We start from the raw sequence: 21,021 nt of genomic DNA on the forward strand, positions 1-21,021 counted from the left end.
TGCCCGGCAGGGCCGCCGGTTACGGCTCGGCGTGGGCCGGTTCAGGCTGGGCGGCGTCGCCCTCCGCGGTCACGTGGTCCAGTTCCTCCTCGGTCAGGAGGCGCTGTTGCGGCAGCGTGAAGCTGAAGGTCGCACCGCGGCCCTCCTCGCCCTGCGCGGTGACCTGACCGCCGTGCCGGACGATGATGCGCTTGACGTGCGCGAGCCCCACGCCGTGCCCGTCGAACTCGTCGTGGGTGTGCAGGCGCTGGAACACGTTGAACAGCTTGTGGCGGTACTCCATGTTGAACCCGATGCCGTTGTCCTGCACGTGAATGCGGTGGTCGCCGCCGCAGTCGTCCGCCCAGATGCGGATCTGCGGCCCGCCCTGCGCGTCCCGGGAGTACTTCACGGCGTTCGTGAGCAGGTTCGTGACCACCTGCCGCAGGCTGACCAGGTCCGCCTGCACGGTCGGAAGGGGTTCCACGTTCCAGCGGGTGGGCGGGGCGTCCGGGTCGCGTTCCAGGTCCGCGATGACCTCCTGCACCAGCGTGTTCAGGTTCAGGGCCTGCGGTTTGAGGTCGTGCCGGCCCGTGCGGGCGAAGTCCAGCAGCCCGTCGATCAGGTGGGACATGCGCAGCGCGCCGGTCTGGATGTACTTCAGGTGTTTTTTCGCGTCGGCCGGCAGGTCGTTCACGGTGCGGCGCTCCAGCAGGTCCGCGAAGCTCAGGATGTGCCGCAGCGGCGTGCGCAGGTCGTGACTGATGGAGTAGGCGTACGCCTCGAGTTCCTCGTTCATGTCGCGCAGCTGCGCGGTGCGCTCGCGCACGCGGTCTTCCAGGTGGGCGTTCAGCGCCTGGAGTTCGGCCTCCATGCGCTTGCGTTCGGTGACGTCCTTGCCGGTGGACACGAAGTGCGTGATCTCCCCGGCGTCACTCTGGATGGGCGTGATGGTGCGCTCTTCGTGGTACAGCGTGCCGTCCTTGCGGCGGTTCACGAACTCCCCGCGGTACACCTCGCCGCGCCGGATGGTCGCCCACAGCTGCGCGCGGAAGCCCTCCGGGTGCTCGCCGGACTCCAGCAGGTCCAGAGGCTGCCCGGCCGCTTCCTCCCGCGTGAAACCGCTCACGGCCGTGAAGGCGGCGTTCACGTACTCGATCCGGCCGTCCCGGTCGGTGATGACCACCGGGTCCGCAGACTGCTCGATGGCGCCCGACAGTTTGCTCAGCTCGTGCTGCGCCTGCCGGGCCTCCAGTTCCCGCAGCCGGCGTTCGTGCGCCTGCACGGTCAGGGCGTGACGGTGCAGGTCCACGAACACCTGCACCTTGGCCCGCAGGATCTCCGGCTGGATGGGGGAGTAGATGAAGTCCACCGCGCCGATGCTGTACCCGCCCACCATGTCCGCCTCGGCGCGGTCGTGCGCGGTCACGAAGATGATGGGCGTCTTCTCCGACTGCTTGCGCGCGCGGATCAGGCTGGCCGTCTCGAAGCCGTCCATGTCCGGCATGCGCACGTCCAGCAGGATCACCGCGAAGTCGTCGTTCAGCAGCTGCCGCAGCGCCTCGCGGCCTGAGGCGACCATCACGATCTCCTGCCCGAGCGGTTCCAGGGCCGCGGCCAGGGCCAGGCGTTTGCTGTCCTGGTCGTCCACGATCAGGACCTTGGCGGGCGGAATGACGATGGTGTGCGGCATCAGCCGATCCTCCGGTACAGCTTGTCCGACAGGTTCAGGGTCTCGAAGCGGGGCGCGTGCTCGCTGAACTCCATGCTCTCGTGCAGGCCCAGGCCCAGCACCCCGAACGGCACCAGGCTGTGCCACAGCAGCGCCTTGACCTGCTCCTGGAGGGGCTTGGTGAAGTAGATCAGCACGTTCCGGCACAGGATCAGGTGGAACTCGTTGAAGCTGCTGTCGGTCGCCAGGTTGTGCTGGCCCCAGATGATGTTCTGCCGCAGGTCCGCGCGGACGAGCGCGTGGTCGTACTGCGTGGTGAAGTACTCGCTGAAGTTCGCCGTGCCGCCCGCTTCGCGGTAGTTGCGTTCGTACGCCGCGATCTTCTCCAGCGGGTAGATGCCCTGCCGGGCCGCCTGGAGCGCCGGGGCGTGCATGTCCGTGGCGTACAGCCGCGCGCGGTCCAGCAGCCCGGCCTCGTGCAGCAGGATCGCCAGGGAGTACACCTCCTCACCCGTCGAGCACCCGGCGTGCCACACCCGGATGAACGGGTGCGTGCGCAGCACCGGCAGCACCTGCTCCCGCAGCGCCCGGAAGAAACTCGGGTCGCGGAACATCTCGGTCACGTTGATGCTCAGCGTCTCGCGCAGGCGGGTCATGGCGGCCGGGTCGTGCAGCACCCGGTTCTGCAACTCGCTGATGGTGCCCAGCCCCTCCACCGCCACGGCGTGCTGCACCCGTCTCCGGATGGTGGCGGCCGTGTACTGCCGGAAGTCGTGCCCGGACAGGCGGTACACGCCTTCGAGCAGCAGAGACAGTTCGATGTCCTCCACCGCCTCGGGGGCGTGCGGGGCCAGCGGGCGCGGACTGCTCATCACTTCGACAGCCACACCCGCAGCAGGGACAGGAGCTGCGCGGTGTTCACCGGTTTGCTGATGTAGTCGCTGGCGCCCGACTCGATGGACAGCTCACGGTCGCCGGGCATGGCCTTGGCGGTCAGGGAGATGATCGGCAGCGCCCGGAAGGCCGGGTTGCGGCGGATCAGGCGGGTGGTTTCGTACCCGTCGAGCTCCGGCATCATCACGTCCATCAGGATCAGGTCCAGGTCCGGGTGCTCCTCGAGCGTGCTGATCGCCTCGCGACCGTTCTCGGCGGTCAGGATCTGCACCTGGTGGCGTTCCAGCACGGCCGTCAGCGCGAAGATGTTGCGGATGTCGTCGTCCACGATCAGGATCTTCTTGCCGTGCAGCGCGGGCTCCTGCTGGCGGGCGGCGTCCAGCACCTGCCGCTTGCTTTCCGGCAGGTTGGCCTCCACGCGGTGCAGGAACAGCGTCACCTCGTCCAGCAGCCGTTCGGGCGAGCGGACGTCCTTGAGGATGATGGACTTGGCGGCCTTGCGCAGCTCGGTTTCCTGCGCGCGGGTCAGGTCCTGCGCGGTGTACACGATGATCGGAATGGCGCGGTAGGCGGGCGTGTCGTGCAGTGTCGCCATGAGCTCGAAGCCGCTCATGTCCGGCAGGTGCAGGTCCAGGACCACGCAGTCGAACGCCGTCTGCTCCAACGCGGCCAGCGCCTCGGCGCCGGTGGTCACGGCGGTCGTCTCCACGTCCGTGTCGGCGATCAGGTCCACGATGCTGCCCCGTTGCACCTCGTCGTCCTCCACGATCAGCACGTGCTTCACGCGCCGCGCCAGGAACGCCTCGAGGTTCGTGAACACCTGCGTGAGGTCCTGCCGGTCCCCGGACTTGGTGGTGTGGTCCAGCGCGCCCAGCTTGCGGCTCACGATGCTCGGCTCCTGCCCGCTGATCACGTGCACCGGGATGTGCCGGGTGTGCGGGTCGTGCTTCAGGCGGTCCAGCACCGCCCAGCCGTTCGTGTCCGGCAGCGCCAGATCCAGCGTGACCGCCAGGGGCCGGTACGTCTGCGCCAGGTGCAGCGCCTCGTCCCCGCGGGCGGCCACCAGGCCCATGAAGCCCCGCTCGTGCGCGAGGTCCAGCAGGATCGCGGCGTACGTGGGGTCGTCCTCCACGATCAGCAGCGTCCGGTCGCCGGGCTGCAGGTTCGCGCGGTCGTCCAGCACGCCCGGGGTGGCGTCCGGTTCCTCGGCCGGGAAGGCCAGGGCGGGCGCCGGGGCCGGCGCGCTGACCGGGGTGGCGGGCGTGTTCCAGCTGGTCATCTGGGGCAGCTGGGGTGCCGCGTCGCTCAGTGGGGCGACCGGGGCGGGCGCGCTGTCGGGCTGATACCGCACGGGCAGGAACAGCGTGAAGGTGCTGCCGCGCCCGGGGGTGCTGCTCAGCGTGATCTCGCCGCCCAGAATGCGCGCCAGTTCCCGGCTGATCGCCAGTCCCAGGCCGGTGCCGCCGTACTTGCGGCTGGTGGAGCCGTCGGCCTGCTGGAACGCCTCGAAGATCAGGCGCTGCTTGTCCTCGGGAATGCCGATGCCGGTGTCGGTGACGCGGAAGGCGACCACGTGCCCGGCGCGGTTCAGGACGTGCTGGTCCGGGCTCCAGCCCTGCTGGGCGGGCGCGACCTGCAGCGTCACGCTGCCCTGCTCCGTGAACTTGAACGCGTTGGACAGCAGGTTTTTCAGGATCTGCATCAGGCGCGTGTCGTCGGTCAGGATGGTGCGCGGCAGCGCCGGGTCGAAGTCCAGTTCCAGGCCCACGCCCTTGTCGGCCGCCAGCGGGCTGAAGGTCGTCTCGACCGCCTCGCGGATGTGCGTGAAGGGCACGTTGGTGGGGTCGGCGCTGACGGTGCCGGACTCGATCTTGCTGAGGTCCAGGATGTCGTTGATGAGGTTCAGCAGGTCGTTGCCGGCACCGTAGATGGTCTTGGCGTACATCTTCTGCTGGTCGGTCATGTTCCCTTCCGGGTTGTCGCGCAGCTGGTTGGCGAGCAGCAGCAGGCTGTTCAGCGGCGTGCGCAGCTCGTGGCTCATATTTGCCAGGAATTCGCTCTTGTACTTGCTGGTCAGCGCGAGCTGCGCGGCCTTTTCCTCCAGGGCGTGGCGGGCGGCCTCGACCTGCTGGTTCTTGTGCTCGACCTCGCGGTTCTGGTCGGCGAGCAGGCGGGCTTTTTCCTCCAGTTCCTCGTTCGTCTGCCGCAGTTCTTCCTGCTGGCTCTGGAGTTCCTGCGCCATGCTCTGCGACTGCCGCAGCAGCGTCTCGGTGCGCATGGTCGCCTGAATGGTGTTCAGCACGATGCCCACCGACTCCGTGAACTGTTCCAGGAAGCTCATGTGCGTGGCGCTGAAGCGCTCGAAGGACGCCAGTTCGATCACGGCCTTCGTCTGGCCCTCGAACACCACCGGCAGCACCACGATGGTGGTGGGCGTGGCCGCGCCCAGACCGCTGTTGATCTGCACGTAGTCGGTGGGCACGTCCGTCAGCACGATGGGTTCCTGCTCCAGCGCCGCCTGCCCGACCAGGCCCTCACCCAGCCTGAAGCGGTTGCCCAGACCCTTGCGCTCCCGGTAGGCGTAACTGGCCTGGAGTTGCAGTGCGGGCGGGCTGGCCTCCTCGTCCAGGGTGTAGAACACGCCGTGCTTGGCGCGCACCAGCGGCGCGAGTTCCGAGAGGATCAGGCGGCTCACGGTCAGCAGGTCGCGCTGGCCCTGGAGCATCCCGGTGAACTTCGCCAGGTTAGTCTTCAGCCAGTCCTGCTCGGTGTTCTTCTCGGTGGTCTCGCGCAGGTTCACGATCATCTCGTTGATGTTGTTCTTCAGCGCGTCCAGCTCCCCGCTGGCCTCCACGGAGATGCTGCGGGTCAGGTCGCCCTTGGTCACGGCGGTCGCCACCTCGGCGATGGCGCGCACCTGCGTGGTCAGGTTGGCGGCCAGGCCGTTCACGTTGTCGGTCAAGTCCTTCCAGGTGCCGCTGGCGCCGGGCACGTTCGCCTGGCCGCCCAGTTTCCCTTCGGTGCCCACCTCGCGCGCCACGGTGGTCACCTGCTGCGCGAACGTGGCCAGCGTGTCGATCATGGAGTTGATCGTCTCGGCCAGTTCGGCGATCTCGCCCTGGGCCTTCACGTTCAGCTTGCGGTTCAGTTCCCCGCCGGCGACGGCCGTCACGACCCGCGCGATGCCGCGCACCTGATCGGTGAGGTTGTTCGCCATGCTGTTCACGTTGTCGGTCAGGTCCTTCCAGGTCCCGCCGACGCCGGCCACCTGCGCCTGGCCGCCCAGCTTCCCTTCGGTGCCCACCTCGCGCGCCACACGCGTGACTTCCCCGGCGAAGGCGTTCAGCTGGTCCACCATCACGTTGATGGTGTTCTTCAGGTCCAGCAGCTCACCCTTGACGTCCACGGTGATCTTCTTCGACAGGTCCCCGTTCGCTACCGCGGTCGTGACGAACGCGATGTTGCGTACCTGATCGGTGAGGTTGTTCGCCATGGAGTTCACGTTGTCGGTCAGGTCCTTCCAGGTGCCGCCCACACCGCGCACGTCGGCCTGCCCGCCCAGACGCCCTTCGGTGCCCACCTCGCGCGCCACGCGGGTCACTTCCCCCGCGAAGGCATTGAGCTGGTCCACCATGGTGTTGATGGTGTTCTTCAGATCCAGGATCTCCCCGCGGGCGTCCACCGTGATCTTCTTGCTCAGGTCCCCGTTCGCCACCGCGGTGGTCACATCCGCGATGTTGCGCACCTGACCGGTCAGGTTGTTCGCCATGGAGTTCACGTTGTCGGTCAGGTCCTTCCAGGTCCCTGCGACGCCACGCACGTCCGCCTGCCCGCCCAGCTGGCCCTCGGTGCCCACCTCGCGCGCCACGCGGGTCACTTCCCCGGCAAAGGCGTTGAGCTGGTCCACCATGATGTTGATGGTGTTCTTCAGCTCCAGGATCTCGCCCTGCGCGGCCACGGTGATCTTCTTGCTCAGGTCCCCGTTCGCCACCGCGGTGGTCACCTCGGCGATGTTGCGCACCTGACCAGTCAGGTTGTTCGCCATGAAGTTCACGTTGTCCGTGAGGTCCTTCCAGGTGCCGCCCACGCCGCGCACGTCGGCCTGCCCGCCCAGGCGCCCTTCGGTGCCCACCTCGCGCGCCACACGGGTCACTTCCTCCGCGAAGGCGTTGAGCTGGTCCACCATGGTGTTGATGGTGTTCTTCAGGTCCAGGATCTCCCCGCGGGCGTCCACGGTGATCTTGCGGCTCAGGTCCCCGTTCGCCACGGCGGTGGTCACGTCCGCGATGTTGCGCACCTGACCGGTCAGGTTGTTCGCCATGGAGTTCACGTTCTCGGTGAGGTCACGCCAGACGCCGCCCACGCCTTCCACCTGCGCCTGCCCGCCCAGTTTGCCTTCTGTCCCCACCTCGCGGGCCACGCGCGTCACCTCGGACGCGAAGGCGTTGAGCTGCGCGACCATGGTGTTCACGGTCGTCACGATCTGCAGGAACTGCCCCTGCATCGGCTGGCCGTTCACCTCGGTCGCCATGGTCTGCGACAGGTCCCCGTGCGCCACGGCCGTCACCACGCGCGTCATCTCGGTGGTGGGCCACACCAAGTCGTCCACCAGTTCGTTCACGCCCTCGATCAGGGCCGCCCAGCTGCCGGTGGTGGTGCCCAGCGGGATGCGCTGCTTGACGTTCCCTTCCTTGCCGACCGTGCGGCCCACCCGCGCGGCGTCCTGCGCGATGCGGGCGGATTCCTCCACGACCTCGTTGAAGGTGTCGGCGATCTTGCCTCCCACGCCCTCCCAGGTGACGGGCAGGCGCACGCTGAAATCGCCGCGCCGGTACCCGTTCAGGGCCTGGAGCAGCAGCTGGGGATCGAAGGTTTCGGGATAGGCGGGGGCGGTCACAGCGCGCTCCCGGTCAGGCCGGTGCGGAACGGGCAGTCAAGGGGCGTCACAACCGAGCCAGAATAGCGATCACGGCGACCTCAATCCATGCGCCGAGTTCTCGCGTCCCGAACCCTGGTCCCGGGCCCCCAACCAGCTTTCGGGCGTCCAGAACAACGATTTTTCGGGTTACCCCTGGTGAGCGCCACCTTCAGCAGCCCCCATCTGCCCTTAAGTCTTCATAAAGAAATGGGGTGGAGCCGGGGGAGGGCGGGCCTCAGCTCAGCAGGCGCAGCGTGAGCGGGTAGCGGTACGGCTCGCCGCGGCTCACGCTCACGGCCGCCAGCACCATGAACACCAGCGGCACTACGTTCAGCACCAGCAGCAGTGGCAGCACCAGTCCCAGGAACACCCCGAAGGTCCCCACGAGCGCCACGCCCCCCGCCTCCGGGCGGCCCAGCATGGACCCCGCCACGCCGCCCAGCAGCCCCAGGGCGAACAGCCCGAACAGCAGCACCCCCAGCGCCAGGTTGTACAGCCACACGCTGATCTGGAAGTTCACGGCCTCCTTGCCCTGCTCGTCCAGCATGCGACTGCGGTCCCGGAACAGCAGCCACGCGGCCACCGGCCCGATCAATGCGCCCGCCCCGGGAATCAGCAGGCCCAGCAGCGGCGACAGGTGCACGGCCAGGGCCGGCGTCCGCTCGGGTTCCGGCAGGGTGACGGGCAGGAAGGCGCGGGTCGCGGTCATGCTTGACAGTACGGGCCGGCCCCACCTACAGTTCCCCGGATGACCGGGAACCCCCGCTACCGCCCGGCGAACAGCGCCCAGAAAGCCCAGCAGGCCGCCCGGGACCGCCTGCCCATCCAGGCCGGCATCCAGCCCGCCCAGCCGGTCGCCGGGAACGTCGTGGAACTGTACAGCGACGGCGCCTGCGACACCACCAAGGGGCACGGCGGCTGGGCCACCATCCTGAAAAGCGGCGACCGGGAACTGGTGCTCAGCGGCAACGAGGAAGGCACCACCAACAACCGCATGGAACTCCGCGGCCTGCTCGAGGGCCTCAAGGTCCTCAAGCGGCCCTGCCAGGTACGCGTGATCACGGACAGCCAGTACCTGCGCAAGGCCTTCACCGACGGCTGGATTCTGAAATGGCAGCGCAACGGCTGGAAAACTGCCGGCGGCGACCCCGTGAAAAACCGCGAACTGTGGGAGGAACTGATCGCGCAGGCCCAGATTCACGCGCTGACTTTCCTGTGGGTCAAGGGCCACGCCGGGCACGGCGAGAACGAACGCGTGGACGAACTGGCCGTGCAGGAACGCAAGAAACTGCGCTGAACCGCACGGGCGGCCGGGTACACTGGCCCATGGCACCCCGGCGCCCCCTGATGCCCCTGATGGTTCTCCTGACCGCCGCGGCCGCGCGGGCCGGCGGCCTGGACGCGCCGCCCCCGGTCCCGCCTCCCACCGACCCCGCCCCGGTGCGCTCGGTGGCCGCCGGGACGGACGGCGCGGGCCGCTTCGTGGTCGCCTGGGTTTCCCGGGACCGGGACCTGCCGGAGGGGGGCGGGGACCATCTGCACGCTGCCCGCTGGGACGACACCCGCTGGACCCCGCTGGGGGACGTGGTGAACGAGAAACCCGCCTACAACGCCGCGCAGCCGCACGTGCACGCCGGCCCGGACGGCAGCGTGTGGCTGGACTGGGAGGAAGGCACCGGGCTCGCGCACATCGATTCCTTCCTGATGTCCAACTGGACCGGGGCGCGCTGGACCAGTGCCAGCCCGTACGCCCTGCGCCGCAACCTCTCGGACGCTGGGCGCTCCCGCTCCCTGGCCCTCAGCGCCGCCAACACCCCGCTGGTCGGCTGGACCGACATCGGCACCGGGACGCGCAGCGCCTACCCCAGCGTCGTCTCCCTGTGGCGTTGGCAGGGCAGCGGGTGGCAGACCACGCCCTACGCGAACCTGAACGTGCAGACGCCCGCCTTCATGCCCAGCGTCGCGCAGACCGGCGGCCGGACCTTCATGTCGTTCGTGGAGGGCCCCACCACCCGCTCGGACCTGTGGGTGCGCGAGTGGACGCCCGCCGGGTGGCGCACCCTGGGCGGCCGCGTGAACCGCCGCGCCCGCACGTACCTGTTCAAACCCCAGCTGCTCGTGGACCCGCAGGGCCGCCTGACCCTCGCGTGGCTGGAGGACGCCGGCGGCCAGGACGCCCTGTACGTCAGCCGCTGGGACGGCGCCCGCTGGCAGCCGCTCGGCGCCGGGCCCGCCAGCACGCCCGGGCGGCACGCGTCCTCGCACGCGCTGGGCTTCGGGCCGGACGGGCAGCCGGTCACCGCCTGGAACGAGGGCCCCGACGGCAGCCGCAGCGTGCGTGCCGCCCGCTGGGACGGCGCCCGCTGGCTCCCCCTGGGCGGCACCCTGAACCGCGACCCTAGCGCGGATACCGACCACGCGAGCCTCGCCGCCGGGCCGCGCGGCGTGCTGGTCGCTTGGCGGGAACTCAGCGCTGGCCGCTGGACCGTGCAGACCCGCCGGGTGCAGTAGTCCCCGTGCGCCATTGTGCGTATCGCGCGGTGCGGGCGGCGCGCCTACGCTGAACCGATGACGACTCCCCAACCGGCCCCCGCGCCGGACGCCGGGCACTGGCGCACCTTCCTGTGGCTGTGGGGCTCCCAGGCCCTGAGCGTGCTGGGGGGTGGCCTGACCGGCTTCGCCCTGAACATCTACCTCACGCAGACGCGCTTCCCGCTGGACTCCCAGCGGGCCGAACTGGCCCAGGCGCTGTCCCTGACCGCGCTCGGCTGGACGCTCGCGGCCCTGGCGGGCGGCCCGCTGGCCGGCGCGCTCGCCGACCGCTGGAACCGCCGGCGCATGATGCTCACCTGCGACCTCCTCAGCGCCGTACTGCTGCTCGCCCTGACCGCCGTGATCGTGCTGTCCACCCCGCCCGTGTGGCTGCTGGTGGTGTTCACGGTCCTGCAGGGCCTGGTGGGCACCTTCCACTCCTCGGCCTTCGACACCAGTTACTCCGCGCTGGTTCCGCGCGACCGGCTGCCCCGCGCGAACGGCATGATGCAGACCATCTGGAGTCTCTCCGGCCTGCTCAGCCCCGCCCTGGCGGCCCTGCTGATCGGCCTGCCCGCCCTGGCCCGCCGCGGCGACCCGGGCGGCCTGACCGCCTGGCTGGCCGGCTGGACCGACGGCGTGCCGCTGGCCCTGCTGCTGGACGCCGGGTCGTTCGTGATCGCCGCGGCGGTCGTGTGGCGCCTGAGCCTGCCCAACCCGCCTCGCGCGGACCTGAATGCCGCGCGGCGCCCCAGCCTGCTGGCCGACATGACCTTCGGCTGGACGTACATCCTCGCCCGGCGGCCCCTGCTGAACCTGCTGCTGACCTTCGCGGTGGTGAACCTGATGACCAGCGCCCTGGGCGTGCTGCACCCCCTGCTGGTGCGCTTCACGCTGGCCGGGGACCTGAGGGCGCACGGCATCGGCACCGAGACGGCCCTGGCGACCCTGTGGACCGCCATGAGCGCCGGCGGCCTGATCGGCGGCCTGCTGGTCAGCACGACCGGCGGCCTGAAACGCCGCCGGGTGCTGGGCGTGCTGGGCCCCATGGTGCTGGCCGGCGCCCTGCATGCCCTGAGCGGCGTGGCCGGCACCCTCACCCTGACCGCGCTGTGCATCGCCGGCTTCGGGATCATGACGCCCATCATGAACGCGCACTCGCAGAGCATCTGGCAGTCGCAGGTGCCCACCCACATGCAGGGCCGGGTGTTCAGCGTCCGGCGTCTGATCGCGCAGTTCACCTCGCCGCTCTCCACCGCCGCCGCCGGGCTGCTGGCCGCCACGTACTCCCCGGGCGCCCTGCTGCTGTGGACGGGCGTGGTCATGCTGATCGTGTCGGCCGCGCAGCTGCTCAACCCGGTGCTGCGCCGCCTGGACGACCCCGCCGAGCCCGCCCCCGCGCCCGGCGACGCCCGCCCCGCCATGACGCCGTAGGCTGAGGCGTGGCCCGCAAGAAGAAAGCGAAACCCAAGGACCAGGACGCCCCACCGGTCATCCGCAGCACCCTGCACCTCGTGCTGGCCGGCCGCAAACCCGCCCGGCACCGCCGACGGGACGAGAAACGCGCCGCGCAGAAACTCCGGCGCGACCTGGACCAGGACTGAACAGGGGAGAGCCCGGGCGAATGGCCCGGGCTCCCTGCCTGACCGCGGGTTACGCCTGCCGGTCCGCCGTCTGGTTCTCCTGGCGGTCCAGCCACCCGGCCAGCCAGGGCAGTTTCACCTGCACCTTTGCCCGCAGGCCGCCCCAGTAGCGCCGGGACCAGCCGTCCAGGTTCCGCTGCTTGCCGCGCGCGACCGCCATGGCACCCTCGGGCACGTCGTCGTGCACGGCGCTGCCGGCCGCGATGAACGCCGCGTCGCCCACCACGCGCGGCGCGATGATGGTGCTGTTGCTGCCCACGAACACCCCGGCGCCCAGCCGGGACGGGTGCTTGTTCACCCCGTCGAAGTTCGCCACGATGGTGCCCGCCCCAATGTTCGACTCCGCGCCGATGCTCACGTCGCCCAGGTACGCGAGGTGTCCGGCCTTCACGCCAGCGTCCAGGCGGGCGTTTTTCGTCTCCACGAAGTTCCCGATGTGCACGCCCTCACCCAGGTCCGTGCCGGGCCGCAGGCGCGCGAAGGGCCCCACGTCCGCCCCGGCGCCCACCGAGGCGCCCTCCAGCACACTGTGCGCCTTGACGACGACCCGTTCGGCGAGCACGCTGTCCGTCACGACGCTGTACGCGCCCACGGTCACGCCGTCCGCCACCCGCGTCTGCCCGCGCAGGATCACGCCCGGCTCGATCACCACGTCACGGCCGAGCTGCACGGTGTCCTCGATGAACACCGTCTCCGGCGCGGGAATGCTCACGCCGGCCCGCATGTGCGCCTCGTTGATGCGCCGCTGCACGATACGCTCCAGTTCCGCCAGCCCCAGCCGGTCGTTCGCGCCGAGCACCTCGTCCGCGTCGTCCAGCTTGAACGCGGCGGCCTTCGCGCCCTCCGAGCGGTACAGGCCCAGGAGGTCCGTGAGGTAGTACTCGCCGGCGCGGTTCTCGTTCGTGATGCGCTGCGCCAGTCCGAACGCCCGGGCGTCCATGACGTACACGCCACTGTTGAACTCCCGCACGGCGGCTTCCTCGGGCGTGGCGTCCTTCTGCTCCACGATGCGCTCCACGCCACCCGCCGCACCCCGGATGATCCGGCCGTAGCCGGTCGCGTCCTCCAGCTCGCCGCTCAGGATCGTGAACGCACTCGCTTCCTGGCGGTGGTCGGCGATCAGGGCGGCCAGGGTGCCAGTGCGCAGCAGCGGCGTGTCGCCGTACAGCACCAGGATGTCCGCGTCCCCGTGAGAACCCAGCGCCGCGGCGCCCTGCAGGAAGGCGTGCCCGGTTCCCAACTGCTGCTCCTGCCGGGCAAAGCGCACGCCGCTGCCGGCCAGTTCCTGCTCCACCCGCTCGGCGCCGTGCCCGGTGACCACCACGATCTCCCGCGCGCCCAGCTCCCGGGCGGCCTTCACCGCCCAACTCACCATGGGCCGGCCCGCCACGCGGTGCAGCACCTTCGGCAGGGCGGACTTCATGCGGGTGCCCTGACCCGCCGCGAGAATCACCACGTCCAGCGGACGGTTCTGTTCAGTCATTCGTGTCACCGCCGCCCAGTGTACCCGCCGCGCGCCCCGCAGGCGCGCGGCAACTGAAAAATGACCTTCCGAAGAAGGCCATTCAGGGTGCAGGCGGCGGCGGGGTCACGCGGTGCCGGGGGTGGCGCGGTCCGTGACCAGCGGCGCCGGGTCCACGCGCGAGGCCGCCACGCGGCGCAGCTTCGCCAGCTGAATCAGGCTCACCACGATCAGCACGATGCTGATCAGGTGCGTCTCGGTCAGCAGGCCGATCCCGGGCGCGTCCAGGCCCTGGTTCAGGTACACCTTCGGCAGCAGCGGGTTGAGGCGGAAGGTCTCCTCCCAGCCGGCGCGCAGGATCGAGTACCACAGCCAGAACTGCCAGAACGCCCACCCGGGCTTGCGGGACCGCAACCAGAAGTACGCGGCGACCGCCAGGATGATCCCGATGATCACGCCGTACAGCTGCGTGAAGTGCACGGGCGCGGTCATCACGGCCTGCCCGCCGATCTGCTGGCAGTACTGCGAGAGGTCCATATCGGGGTTCGCGGCCTTGATGCACGCACCCTCGTGGAACGCACGGGCGCTGTCCGGCCAGCGGAACCCGATGGGCCAGCCGGTCACGCGGCCCACGGTGTCCGTGCCGTTCATGATGTTCCCCAGCCGCCCGCCGATGATCCCGAACGCCACGCCCGGCACCGCCAGGTCGGCGTACTCGAAGAAGTTCATCTTGTACTTCCGGGCGTAGTACAGCATGACCAGAATGCCGCCGATCAGGCCGCCGTGAATGCTGATGCCGCCGCCGCGGATGTTGATGATGTCCAGCAGCACCTTCGGGAAGGGCGTGCCCTCGAACTGGTGCCAGGAGGTCGCCACGAACACGGCCCGCGCGCCGATCACGCCCCAGACCATCATCCAGGTGATCATGTCGCTGAAGCGGTCCACGTCCAGGCCCCGCTGCCGCGCCATGCGCAGCGCCAGCCAGATTCCGGCCGCGACTCCCAGCGTGATCAGCACGCCGTACCAGGCGATGGTAAACCCACCGATATTCAGGAAAACAGGATTCATAACGTCCGGGCCAGTCTACCCGCTTCCCGGCCCCCCCCGCGCCGGACGCTGCGGCCAACGCGGGGCTTTGCCCAGGCAAAGCAGACCGGCCCGCGCCAGCACGGCACGGACCGGTGTCCAGGGAAGCACTCATGGGGTCAGGGCGGACTCCTCCGGCTCGGGCAGCGGCTGCACGCGGAAGATGCGCGAGAGCAGCACGCCCAGCTCGTACAGCACGTACAGCGGCACCGCCACCAGCAGCATGCTGCCCGGGTCCGGCGTGGGTGTGAGCACCGCCGCGAACACCATGATCGCCACCAGCGCGATTCGCCAGCCGCGGCGCAGCAGTTCGTGGTTCACCAGCCCGATCCGGGTCAGGATCACCGTCAGGATCGGCAGCTCGAACGCCAGTCCGAACGCCACCAGGAACGTGGTCACCGTGCCGATGTAACTGCCTAGGCTCTGGTTCAGTTCCACCGCGCCGCCCATGAAGTCCGCCATGAAGCGCACCATGGTGGGCAGCACCAGCCGGTACCCGAACACGATGCCCAGCACGAACGCCACCCCGGCCCCCACCACGAACGGCAGCGCCCAGCGCCGCTCCTGCGGGTACAGGCCCGGCGCGATGAACGCCCACACCTGCCACAGAATGAAGGGCAGCGCCAGCGCCAGCCCCGCCCAGAACGAGAGGTTCAGGCTCAGCATGAACTGCTCGGTCAGGTGCAGCGTCACCAGCTGCACCTTGCCGTCCTGGTACGCCTGCGAGTAGGTGAGCGGCACCTTGATCAGTTCGATCAGTCCCATGCGGAACTGAAAGGCCACCACCATGCCCAGCGCCAGGAAAATCAGCGCGAAGATGATGCGCCGCCGCAGTTCCTCCAGGTGATCGAACAGCGGCGCGCTCTGTAGTTCCGGGGTGGAGGTTCGGGTCATGCGGCAGGCTTCCTTCTAGACGCGGAATGCACGCGGCCGCTCAGCGGCGCTCGGTGGTCTGCGTGGTGTGGGTGTGCGTGGTCACCGGCTGCCCGGTCACCGGGTCCAGCTGCCGGGAGGCGACGTCCGTGACCTCGGTGGTCTTGGTGCTGCCGTCCGCATGGACTTCCTTCTTGAACTCGCGGATGCCCTGACCCGCGCCCTTCATCAGTTCCGGGAGTTTCTTCGCGCCGAACAGCAGCGCAATCAGGACGACGATCAGCAGAATTTCAAGGGGGCCAAGTGACATAGGAGTTCCTCCAGAAAAGGGGTCGGGGTGGGGGTGACCGGCGGGCGGGGCAGCGCCTGCCCCCGGACGTTCACCCCCCAGCCTAGCGCCCCTCGGTCAGGGCTGCGTGGGCCAGGCTCACATCCCCGGGGTGGGGCGGGGCCCGGCACCCACACAGTCATATGCGCGCCCGCGCCCGCTGGATCACCCGCGACCTCCATCATCCCTTCATCTGGTTGGCGCGCCGTTAACGCCGCGCGTGGGCCAATCCATTTGCCGGCCGGACGCATATAGCTTCCCGAAGGCCCGGACCGGCTGCCCCACTTCCCGCCGGCCCGGCACCTGAAAGGAGAGACCCATGGGCAACATCGGTGGACCGGAAATCCTGATCATTCTCGTGGCGGCCCTGCTGCTGTTCGGGCCCAGGCGCCTGCCGGACCTGGCGAAAAGCGCCGGGCAGGCCCTGCGCAGCTTCAAACAGGCGACCAGCGCCGTGACCGATGACCTGCGCGCCGGCCTGGACCCCGCGGCTCCCGCGCCGGGCATGGCCCCCACGGCCAGCACGGCTGCGGCCGTCACGCCGGTGGCCGTGACTCCCGTCACCGTGGCCCCGCCGGCGGCCACCGCCCCGGCCGCTGACCCCCTGCGCGCCTGAGGCCGGCGGTCCCGATGGAAGCGGACGCGGCCAGGGGGGTGCTACGCTCCTTCCGGACCATGACCCTACCCATCCATCCGGACCTGCCCGACGAGGACCTGCTGCGCCGGATGGCAGCCGGCGAGGAAGACGCCCTGACGGAACTGCACCGCCGGCACGCCCGGCTGCTGTACGGCCTGGGCCGCCGGATGCTCCGCCACCCCGACGACGTGGACTGCTGCGTGCAGGACGCCTTCATGAACGCCTGGCGGCACGCCGCCCGCTTCGACCCGGGCCGCGCCAGCGCGAAGACCTGGCTGGTCAGCATCGCCCACCACCGCTTCCTGCAGCAGTTGCGCGACCGGCCGGACGCCGCCCTGGAACTCGCCGACTGGGACCAGCCCACCCACGGCGCCGACCCCACCGACCGCGCGCTCGCCGAACGGGCCGTCGCGGCCCTGGACGCCCCGCAGCGTCAGCTGGTGGAACTCGCGTACTACCGGGGCCACTCCCACGCCGAACTGGCTGCCCTGACCGGCCTGCCGCTCGGCACCGTGAAATCCCGCCTGCGTGCGGCGCTGGACCGCATGCGCCAGATTCTGGGCGGACCCCCGAACGGGGACCCGCTGTACGCCCCGCCGCCCGGCGGGGAAGATGTTCCCGGTGGAGACCCCGCATGAGCCGCGACCCGAACCCCCAAGAACGTGACCTGAGCCTCCGGGCGCTGCTCGGTCAGCTCACCCCGGACGAAGAAGCGCAGCTGGCCGGGCAACTCCGCGACCGGCCCGACTGGCAGGCCGATCTGGACGCCGATGCCCGCGCCCTGACCGCCCTGGCCGAATCCCTGGACCTGAGGGACGTCGAGGTGCCCGAGGACGCGTCTGCCCGGCTGCTCGCCCGCGTGCGGCAGGAAGGTCGCACACCGGTCGGGGCGGAGACGGACCTGCCGCTCTCCGCTCGGCTCACGGCGCCTGACGCCGTGACCGTCGCTCCGGAACACGAGGCCGCGCGCGAACCCACCCCGGTGGCATTTCCCCCGCGCCGGCCGCGGGCCTGGTGGCCGCTGGGCCTGGGTCTGGCCGCAGCCCTGCTGCTGGCCGTGCTGATCCGGCCAGGGCCCGCCGACCCGGGTGCCCGGTATGCCGCGGTGCCTGGCGCCGTGCAGCAGCCCGTGCAGGCGCAGGGGGAGGCGCTCGGCACAGTGATCCGCCTGCCGGACGGCCGGGTGTTCGTGCACCTGACCCGCACGCCCGAAGAGGGCCGCACCTACCAGCTGTGGAGTCTGGCTGAGGCAATCCCGCAGTCGCTCGGTGTGTTCGGAGATGAAGGCCTGCTCACGGCCGCCCTGCCGGCCGGTGCGCCGCTGGCCGTGACGGTGGAACCTGCTGGGGGGAGTCCCGGGCCGACCACCCCACCCATCCTCCTCCCGGTGCTCTGAGCGGCAGGAGCGGGGCAGGCGGCGGGCCTTCCAGCAGGGAGGCCCGCCCCTTCCGTCTCTTGGGCGAACCTTCATTGAGATTCGGTGAACGCCCGCGGCTGATCCACTCCGGCCGCCGCCGCATAACAGCACCCTGAAGGACCGCCAGCACCGGAGGCCGCCACTGGCGGGCCACGGCCCGGTCCCTTCCGTCCGCCCGCCATCCCGCCCCTCACTCCCTGGAGGACCTTCCATGACCGACGCCCCCCGCCCCACCGACAGCAGCGACCTGACCGTGCCCACCGCCTCCACCCGCCGCAGCGTGATGGGCATGCTGGGCCTGATGGGCGCCGGCGCGCTCCTGAGCGGCTGCACGCCCGTGCTCGCCAACACGCCCGCCAAGCCGAACCTGGACGCCAGCATCTTCAACTTCGCCCTGAACCTGGAGTACCTGGAAGCGGCCTTCTACCTGGCGGCCGTGGGCAAACTGGAACTGCTGGACGCCGCCGGCGGGGACAGCAGCAAGGTCATCCTGCCTGCGGGCTTCACGGGCCGCGGCGGCAACGGCGTGCCCTTCGCGTCCGCCGCCGTCCGCGCCTACGCCGAGGAAACGGCCATGGACGAACTCGCGCACGTGAAGGTGATCCGGCAGGTGCTGGGCGCCGCGGCCGTGCCTCAGCCGCAGCTGGACCTGGGCCCGGCCTTCGACGCGGCCGGTCAGGCGGCCAGCAAGGGCGCCATCAAGGGCTTCAACCCGTACGCGAACGAACTGTTCTTCCTGCACGGCGCGTTCATCTTCGAGGACGTGGGCGTCACCGCGTACAAGGGCGCCGCGCGCCTGCTGGTGGACGACAAGGCGGGCGGCAACCTGGAGAACGCCGCCGGCATCCTGGCCGTGGAGGCCTACCACGCGGGCATGATCCGCACCCTGCTGTACCAGCAGAAGGACACCGTGGCGGCCGCGGGTCTGACGGTCGCGCAGATCGTGCAGGCGATCAGCGACCTGCGCGACGCCGTGGACGGCAGCGACGACCGCGATCAGGGCATCACCGCCGATTCCGGCTCGAACATCGTCCTGGCCGACATGAACGGCATCGCGTACAGCCGCACGCCCCGGCAGGTGGCGAACATCGTCTTCCTGGACACCACCGGCCGCGCCACCAAGGGCGGGTTCTACCCGACCGGCCTGAGCGGGGACTTCAGCGCGCTGCTCGCCCTCTGATCGAGAGAACAAAAAACAGGACCGGCCCTGTCCCGTGTGGAGGCAGGGCCGGTCCTGTCGTGTCGTTCAGATGCTCCAGCCGCCATCCACCAGGATCTCCTGTCCGGTGATGTACGCCGCTTCCGGCGTCGCCAGGAAGGCCACCGCCGAGCCCACCTCGCGCGGCATGCCGAAGCGCCGGGCCGGAATGCGGGCCGTGAGCTTCTCCGCGTCGGCCGGGTCGGCGTGCAGGGCCTTCAGGCGGTCCGTGGCGGTGTACCCGGGCGCGACCGTGTTGCAGGTCACCCCGTCGGCTGTGACTTCCAGGGCCAGCGTCCGCAGGTGGTTCGTCACCGCGGCCCGCATGGCATTGCTGACCGGCAGGGTGGGTGCCGGGCGGCCCACCGTGAGGCTGGTGACCGCGATGATCCGCCCCCAGCGCCGCTCGCGCATGCCGGGCAGCACGCCCGCCACCAGCCGCACGGTGCTCAGGAAGGTCGTCTCGTACCCGGTCCGCCAGGCGTCCTCCGTGACCTGACTCGGCAGGGAAGGCGGCGGCCCACCCGCGTTGCTGACCAGGATGTCCACCGGACCGGCCGCCTCCAGGGCGGCCTGCACGCCTTCCGCGGTGCCCACGTCGGCGACCACCCAGGCCGCGCCGAGCTCATCGGCCGCGGCCCGCAGCGCCGCCTCACCGCGGGCGGCCAGCACAACCTCCGCGCCGAGTTCCCGCATGGCCCGCGCGGCCTCCAGGCCGATTCCCTTGCTGCCGCCCGTGACCAGGGCGCGTTTCCCGTCCAGCCGGAAGAGCGTCATGTCGCCCAGGGTAGCGCGCCCGACCCGCCCTCCGGGCGCGCTACCCTGGGGCCTGCATGGACGTCCTGATCGTCGTCGCCACCGCCGGGGAGGCCGGGAACCTCCGCGACCTCCCCGCCCGCGTCACCGTGTCCGGCGTCGGCCCGGTCGCGGCGGCCCTCGCCACGCAGCGCGCCCTGCAGGAGGCGCCCGCCCGGCTGGTCGTGAGTGCCGGCATCGCGGGCGCCTACCCCGCTAGCGGCCTGACGCCCGGCGACCTGGCCGTGTCCAGCCACGTGATCCAGGCGGATCTGGGCGCCTGGGATGGCGACGACTGGCTGTCCCTGGAAGCGCTGGGCCTGTCCGTGCTTCCGGACGGGCCGGGAGGCGCGACCTTCCCTGCCTGGGATGGTGCTGAGGTCCTCGCCCGGCGCAGCGGCGCTGCATTTGGCCCGATGCTGACCCTGTCCAGCGTGACCGGCAGCCTGGAGCGAGCCCGGCAGCTGGAGGCGCGGTACCCGGGCGCGCTGACCGAGGGGATGGAGGGGGCGGGCGTGTCGCACGCCGCCCGGCTGGCCGGGGTGCCCGCCCTGGAACTGCGCGGCGTGAGCAACGCCGTCGGGCCGCGCGACCGCAGCGCGTGGCGCATCCCGGAGGCGCTGCGCGCCACCCGCCGCGGGCTGGAAACGCTGCTGAATGGAAGCAGTGGTGGGGGTTGGGGGGCCGGCGCGCCCTAGAGTGGGCGCATGACCATCACCACCGAAGCGGAACGGCGCGGCATGCACAGGGCCGGGCAGGTCGTGGCCGAAACCCTCCGGACGCTGAAAGACGCCATCCGCCCGGGGGTCACGCCGGCCGAACTGGACGCCCTGGCCGGGCAGGTGTTCCGGCGGCACGGCGCGCAGTCCGCGCCGCGCATGACCTACGGCGCGCCCGTGAACGTGTTCGTCAGCGTGAACGACGACATCGTCCACGGCCTGCCCACGCAGCGGCCCCTGGCGGCCGGGGACGTCGTGAGCCTGGACGTCACGCCCTTCGTGGACGGCTTCATCGCCGACGCCGCCGTGACGGTCGCGGTGCCTCCGGCCTCGCCGGTCGCCCTGCGCCTGATCGAGTGCACGGAAGCGGCCTTCGAGGCCGGCATGAACGCCGCCCGGGCCGGCCAGCCGGTGCACGCCATCGGGCAGGCCATCGAGGCCGAGGTGCAGCGCCGCGGGTTCACGGTGCTGCGCGACCTGTTCGGGCACGGTGTGGGCCGCGCCATTCACGAGGACCCCGAAGTCCCGAACTACTACCGGCCGCGGGACCGCCGCAAGCTGCACGAGGGGCTGGTGATCGCGGTGGAACCGATGGTGTCCACCGGTCGGTCCCGCCGCGTCCGCACCCTCCGGGACGGCTGGACGCTGAGCACCACCGACGGCGGGTTCGCCGCGCACTTCGAGCATACGGTGATGATCACGCGCGGCCGCCCGGTCCTGCTGACCGCCTGAACCCCCGGGCCGCCCACAGCCCCGCTGACAAACGCCAGCCGCCCCCGCGCCTTTCCCGGCCCGGCGTAAGGTCCGGGCCGGCCCTCGCCTGCCGTTCTGTTCATCCTGGACGCTTGCCGCGCGGCAGGGCCTAGTC

General features: G+C 70.6%; 19 protein-coding genes. 10 read left to right on the top strand and 9 right to left on the bottom strand.

The window, feature by feature from the left end; translation table 11 throughout:
• Nucleotides 1-19: 19 nt before the first annotated feature.
• The 4 genes from DFI_RS06110 to DFI_RS06125 all read right to left on the bottom strand — a co-directional run bounded on the left by DFI_RS06110 (nt 20) and on the right by DFI_RS06125 (nt 8,172).
• Entirely contained in the window at nt 20-1,672 is a 1,653-nt protein-coding gene (locus tag DFI_RS06110; protein ID WP_022802206.1) for a sensor histidine kinase, read from the bottom strand.
• Nucleotides 1,672-2,523, bottom strand: coding sequence for a CheR family methyltransferase (locus tag DFI_RS06115; RefSeq protein ID WP_051138576.1), 852 nt, complete (start codon nt 2,521-2,523; stop codon nt 1,672-1,674). Before DFI_RS06115 ends, DFI_RS06110 begins: the two co-directional genes overlap by 1 nt.
• Nucleotides 2,523-7,442 (bottom strand): response regulator, encoded by a 4,920-nt coding sequence (locus DFI_RS06120; RefSeq protein ID WP_027462531.1) that lies wholly within the window; start codon nt 7,440-7,442, stop codon nt 2,523-2,525. The genes DFI_RS06115 and DFI_RS06120 overlap by 1 nt, the downstream gene beginning before the upstream one ends.
• A gap of 256 nt (nt 7,443-7,698) precedes the next feature.
• Nucleotides 7,699-8,172, bottom strand: coding sequence for a DUF4870 domain-containing protein (locus DFI_RS06125; protein ID WP_043777625.1), 474 nt, complete (start codon nt 8,170-8,172; stop codon nt 7,699-7,701).
• A 39-nt stretch (nt 8,173-8,211) separates the two neighbouring features.
• Here DFI_RS06125 and rnhA point away from each other — a divergent pair, with 39 nt between their 5' ends.
• Genes rnhA through DFI_RS20135 form a run of 4 tightly spaced genes read left to right on the top strand, consistent with a single transcriptional unit; the run spans nt 8,212 to nt 11,599 of the window.
• Nucleotides 8,212-8,760, top strand: coding sequence for a ribonuclease HI (gene rnhA, locus DFI_RS06130; RefSeq protein WP_022802202.1), 549 nt, complete (start codon nt 8,212-8,214; stop codon nt 8,758-8,760).
• Nucleotides 8,761-8,789: 29 nt separating this feature from the next.
• The gene (locus tag DFI_RS06135; RefSeq protein ID WP_027462533.1) at nt 8,790-9,974 is read left to right on the top strand and encodes a hypothetical protein; all 1,185 of its coding nucleotides are present in this window, start codon (nt 8,790-8,792) and stop codon (nt 9,972-9,974) included.
• 57 nt (nt 9,975-10,031) lie between these two features.
• Nucleotides 10,032-11,429, top strand: a complete 1,398-nt coding sequence (locus tag DFI_RS06140; protein ID WP_043777628.1) for an MFS transporter — start codon at nt 10,032-10,034, stop codon at nt 11,427-11,429.
• A gap of 8 nt (nt 11,430-11,437) precedes the next feature.
• A complete protein-coding gene (locus tag DFI_RS20135; protein WP_155864517.1) occupies nt 11,438-11,599 on the top strand; it encodes a hypothetical protein in 162 nt (53 codons plus the stop codon).
• 49 nt (nt 11,600-11,648) lie between these two features.
• On the opposite strand, the gene glmU is transcribed toward DFI_RS20135, so the two are convergent.
• From glmU to DFI_RS06160, 4 genes are all read right to left on the bottom strand, one after another.
• Nucleotides 11,649-13,121: a bifunctional UDP-N-acetylglucosamine diphosphorylase/glucosamine-1-phosphate N-acetyltransferase GlmU gene (glmU, locus tag DFI_RS06145; protein WP_027462534.1), complete on the bottom strand. Its 1,473-nt coding sequence runs from the start codon at nt 13,119-13,121 to the stop codon at nt 11,649-11,651.
• Between the two features lie 105 nt (nt 13,122-13,226).
• Nucleotides 13,227-14,168, bottom strand: coding sequence for a prolipoprotein diacylglyceryl transferase (lgt, locus tag DFI_RS06150; protein ID WP_022802197.1), 942 nt, complete (start codon nt 14,166-14,168; stop codon nt 13,227-13,229).
• A 129-nt stretch (nt 14,169-14,297) separates the two neighbouring features.
• Nucleotides 14,298-15,080 (bottom strand): twin-arginine translocase subunit TatC, encoded by a 783-nt coding sequence (gene tatC / locus DFI_RS06155; RefSeq protein ID WP_027462535.1) that lies wholly within the window; start codon nt 15,078-15,080, stop codon nt 14,298-14,300.
• A gap of 40 nt (nt 15,081-15,120) precedes the next feature.
• The gene (locus tag DFI_RS06160; protein WP_022802195.1) at nt 15,121-15,369 is read right to left on the bottom strand and encodes a twin-arginine translocase TatA/TatE family subunit; all 249 of its coding nucleotides are present in this window, start codon (nt 15,367-15,369) and stop codon (nt 15,121-15,123) included.
• A 337-nt stretch (nt 15,370-15,706) separates the two neighbouring features.
• Here DFI_RS06160 and tatA point away from each other — a divergent pair, with 337 nt between their 5' ends.
• From tatA to DFI_RS06180, 4 genes are all read left to right on the top strand, one after another.
• Nucleotides 15,707-16,003 carry a twin-arginine translocase TatA/TatE family subunit gene (gene tatA / locus DFI_RS06165; protein WP_027462536.1) on the top strand — a complete coding sequence of 99 codons (297 nt, stop codon included), beginning with the start codon at nt 15,707-15,709 and terminating at the stop codon, nt 16,001-16,003.
• Nucleotides 16,004-16,062: 59 nt separating this feature from the next.
• Nucleotides 16,063-16,662, top strand: coding sequence for an RNA polymerase sigma factor (locus DFI_RS06170; RefSeq protein WP_081425792.1), 600 nt, complete (start codon nt 16,063-16,065; stop codon nt 16,660-16,662).
• Nucleotides 16,659-17,420 carry an anti-sigma factor gene (locus DFI_RS06175; protein ID WP_051307635.1) on the top strand — a complete coding sequence of 254 codons (762 nt, stop codon included), beginning with the start codon at nt 16,659-16,661 and terminating at the stop codon, nt 17,418-17,420. The genes DFI_RS06170 and DFI_RS06175 overlap by 4 nt, the downstream gene beginning before the upstream one ends.
• A 232-nt stretch (nt 17,421-17,652) precedes the next feature.
• Nucleotides 17,653-18,621 carry a ferritin-like domain-containing protein gene (locus tag DFI_RS06180; RefSeq protein WP_043777630.1) on the top strand — a complete coding sequence of 323 codons (969 nt, stop codon included), beginning with the start codon at nt 17,653-17,655 and terminating at the stop codon, nt 18,619-18,621.
• Nucleotides 18,622-18,687: 66 nt separating this feature from the next.
• On the opposite strand, the gene DFI_RS06185 is transcribed toward DFI_RS06180, so the two are convergent.
• Nucleotides 18,688-19,416 carry an SDR family oxidoreductase gene (locus DFI_RS06185; RefSeq protein ID WP_027462539.1) on the bottom strand — a complete coding sequence of 243 codons (729 nt, stop codon included), beginning with the start codon at nt 19,414-19,416 and terminating at the stop codon, nt 18,688-18,690.
• Between the two features lie 56 nt (nt 19,417-19,472).
• On the opposite strand from DFI_RS06185, the gene mqnB reads away from it, so the two are divergent.
• Both mqnB and map read left to right on the top strand, forming a co-directional pair.
• Complete coding sequence (gene mqnB / locus DFI_RS06190; protein WP_051307638.1) at nt 19,473-20,132, top strand: futalosine hydrolase; 660 nt, start codon at nt 19,473-19,475, stop codon at nt 20,130-20,132.
• A 9-nt stretch (nt 20,133-20,141) separates the two neighbouring features.
• On the top strand, nt 20,142-20,885 hold the full coding sequence (gene map, locus DFI_RS06195) for a type I methionyl aminopeptidase (RefSeq protein WP_027462540.1): 744 nt from the start codon (nt 20,142-20,144) through the stop codon (nt 20,883-20,885).
• Nucleotides 20,886-21,021: the final 136 nt, after the last annotated feature.

It is taken from the genome of Deinococcus ficus, from assembly GCF_003444775.1.
GTDB lineage: Bacteria > Deinococcota > Deinococci > Deinococcales > Deinococcaceae > Deinococcus > Deinococcus ficus.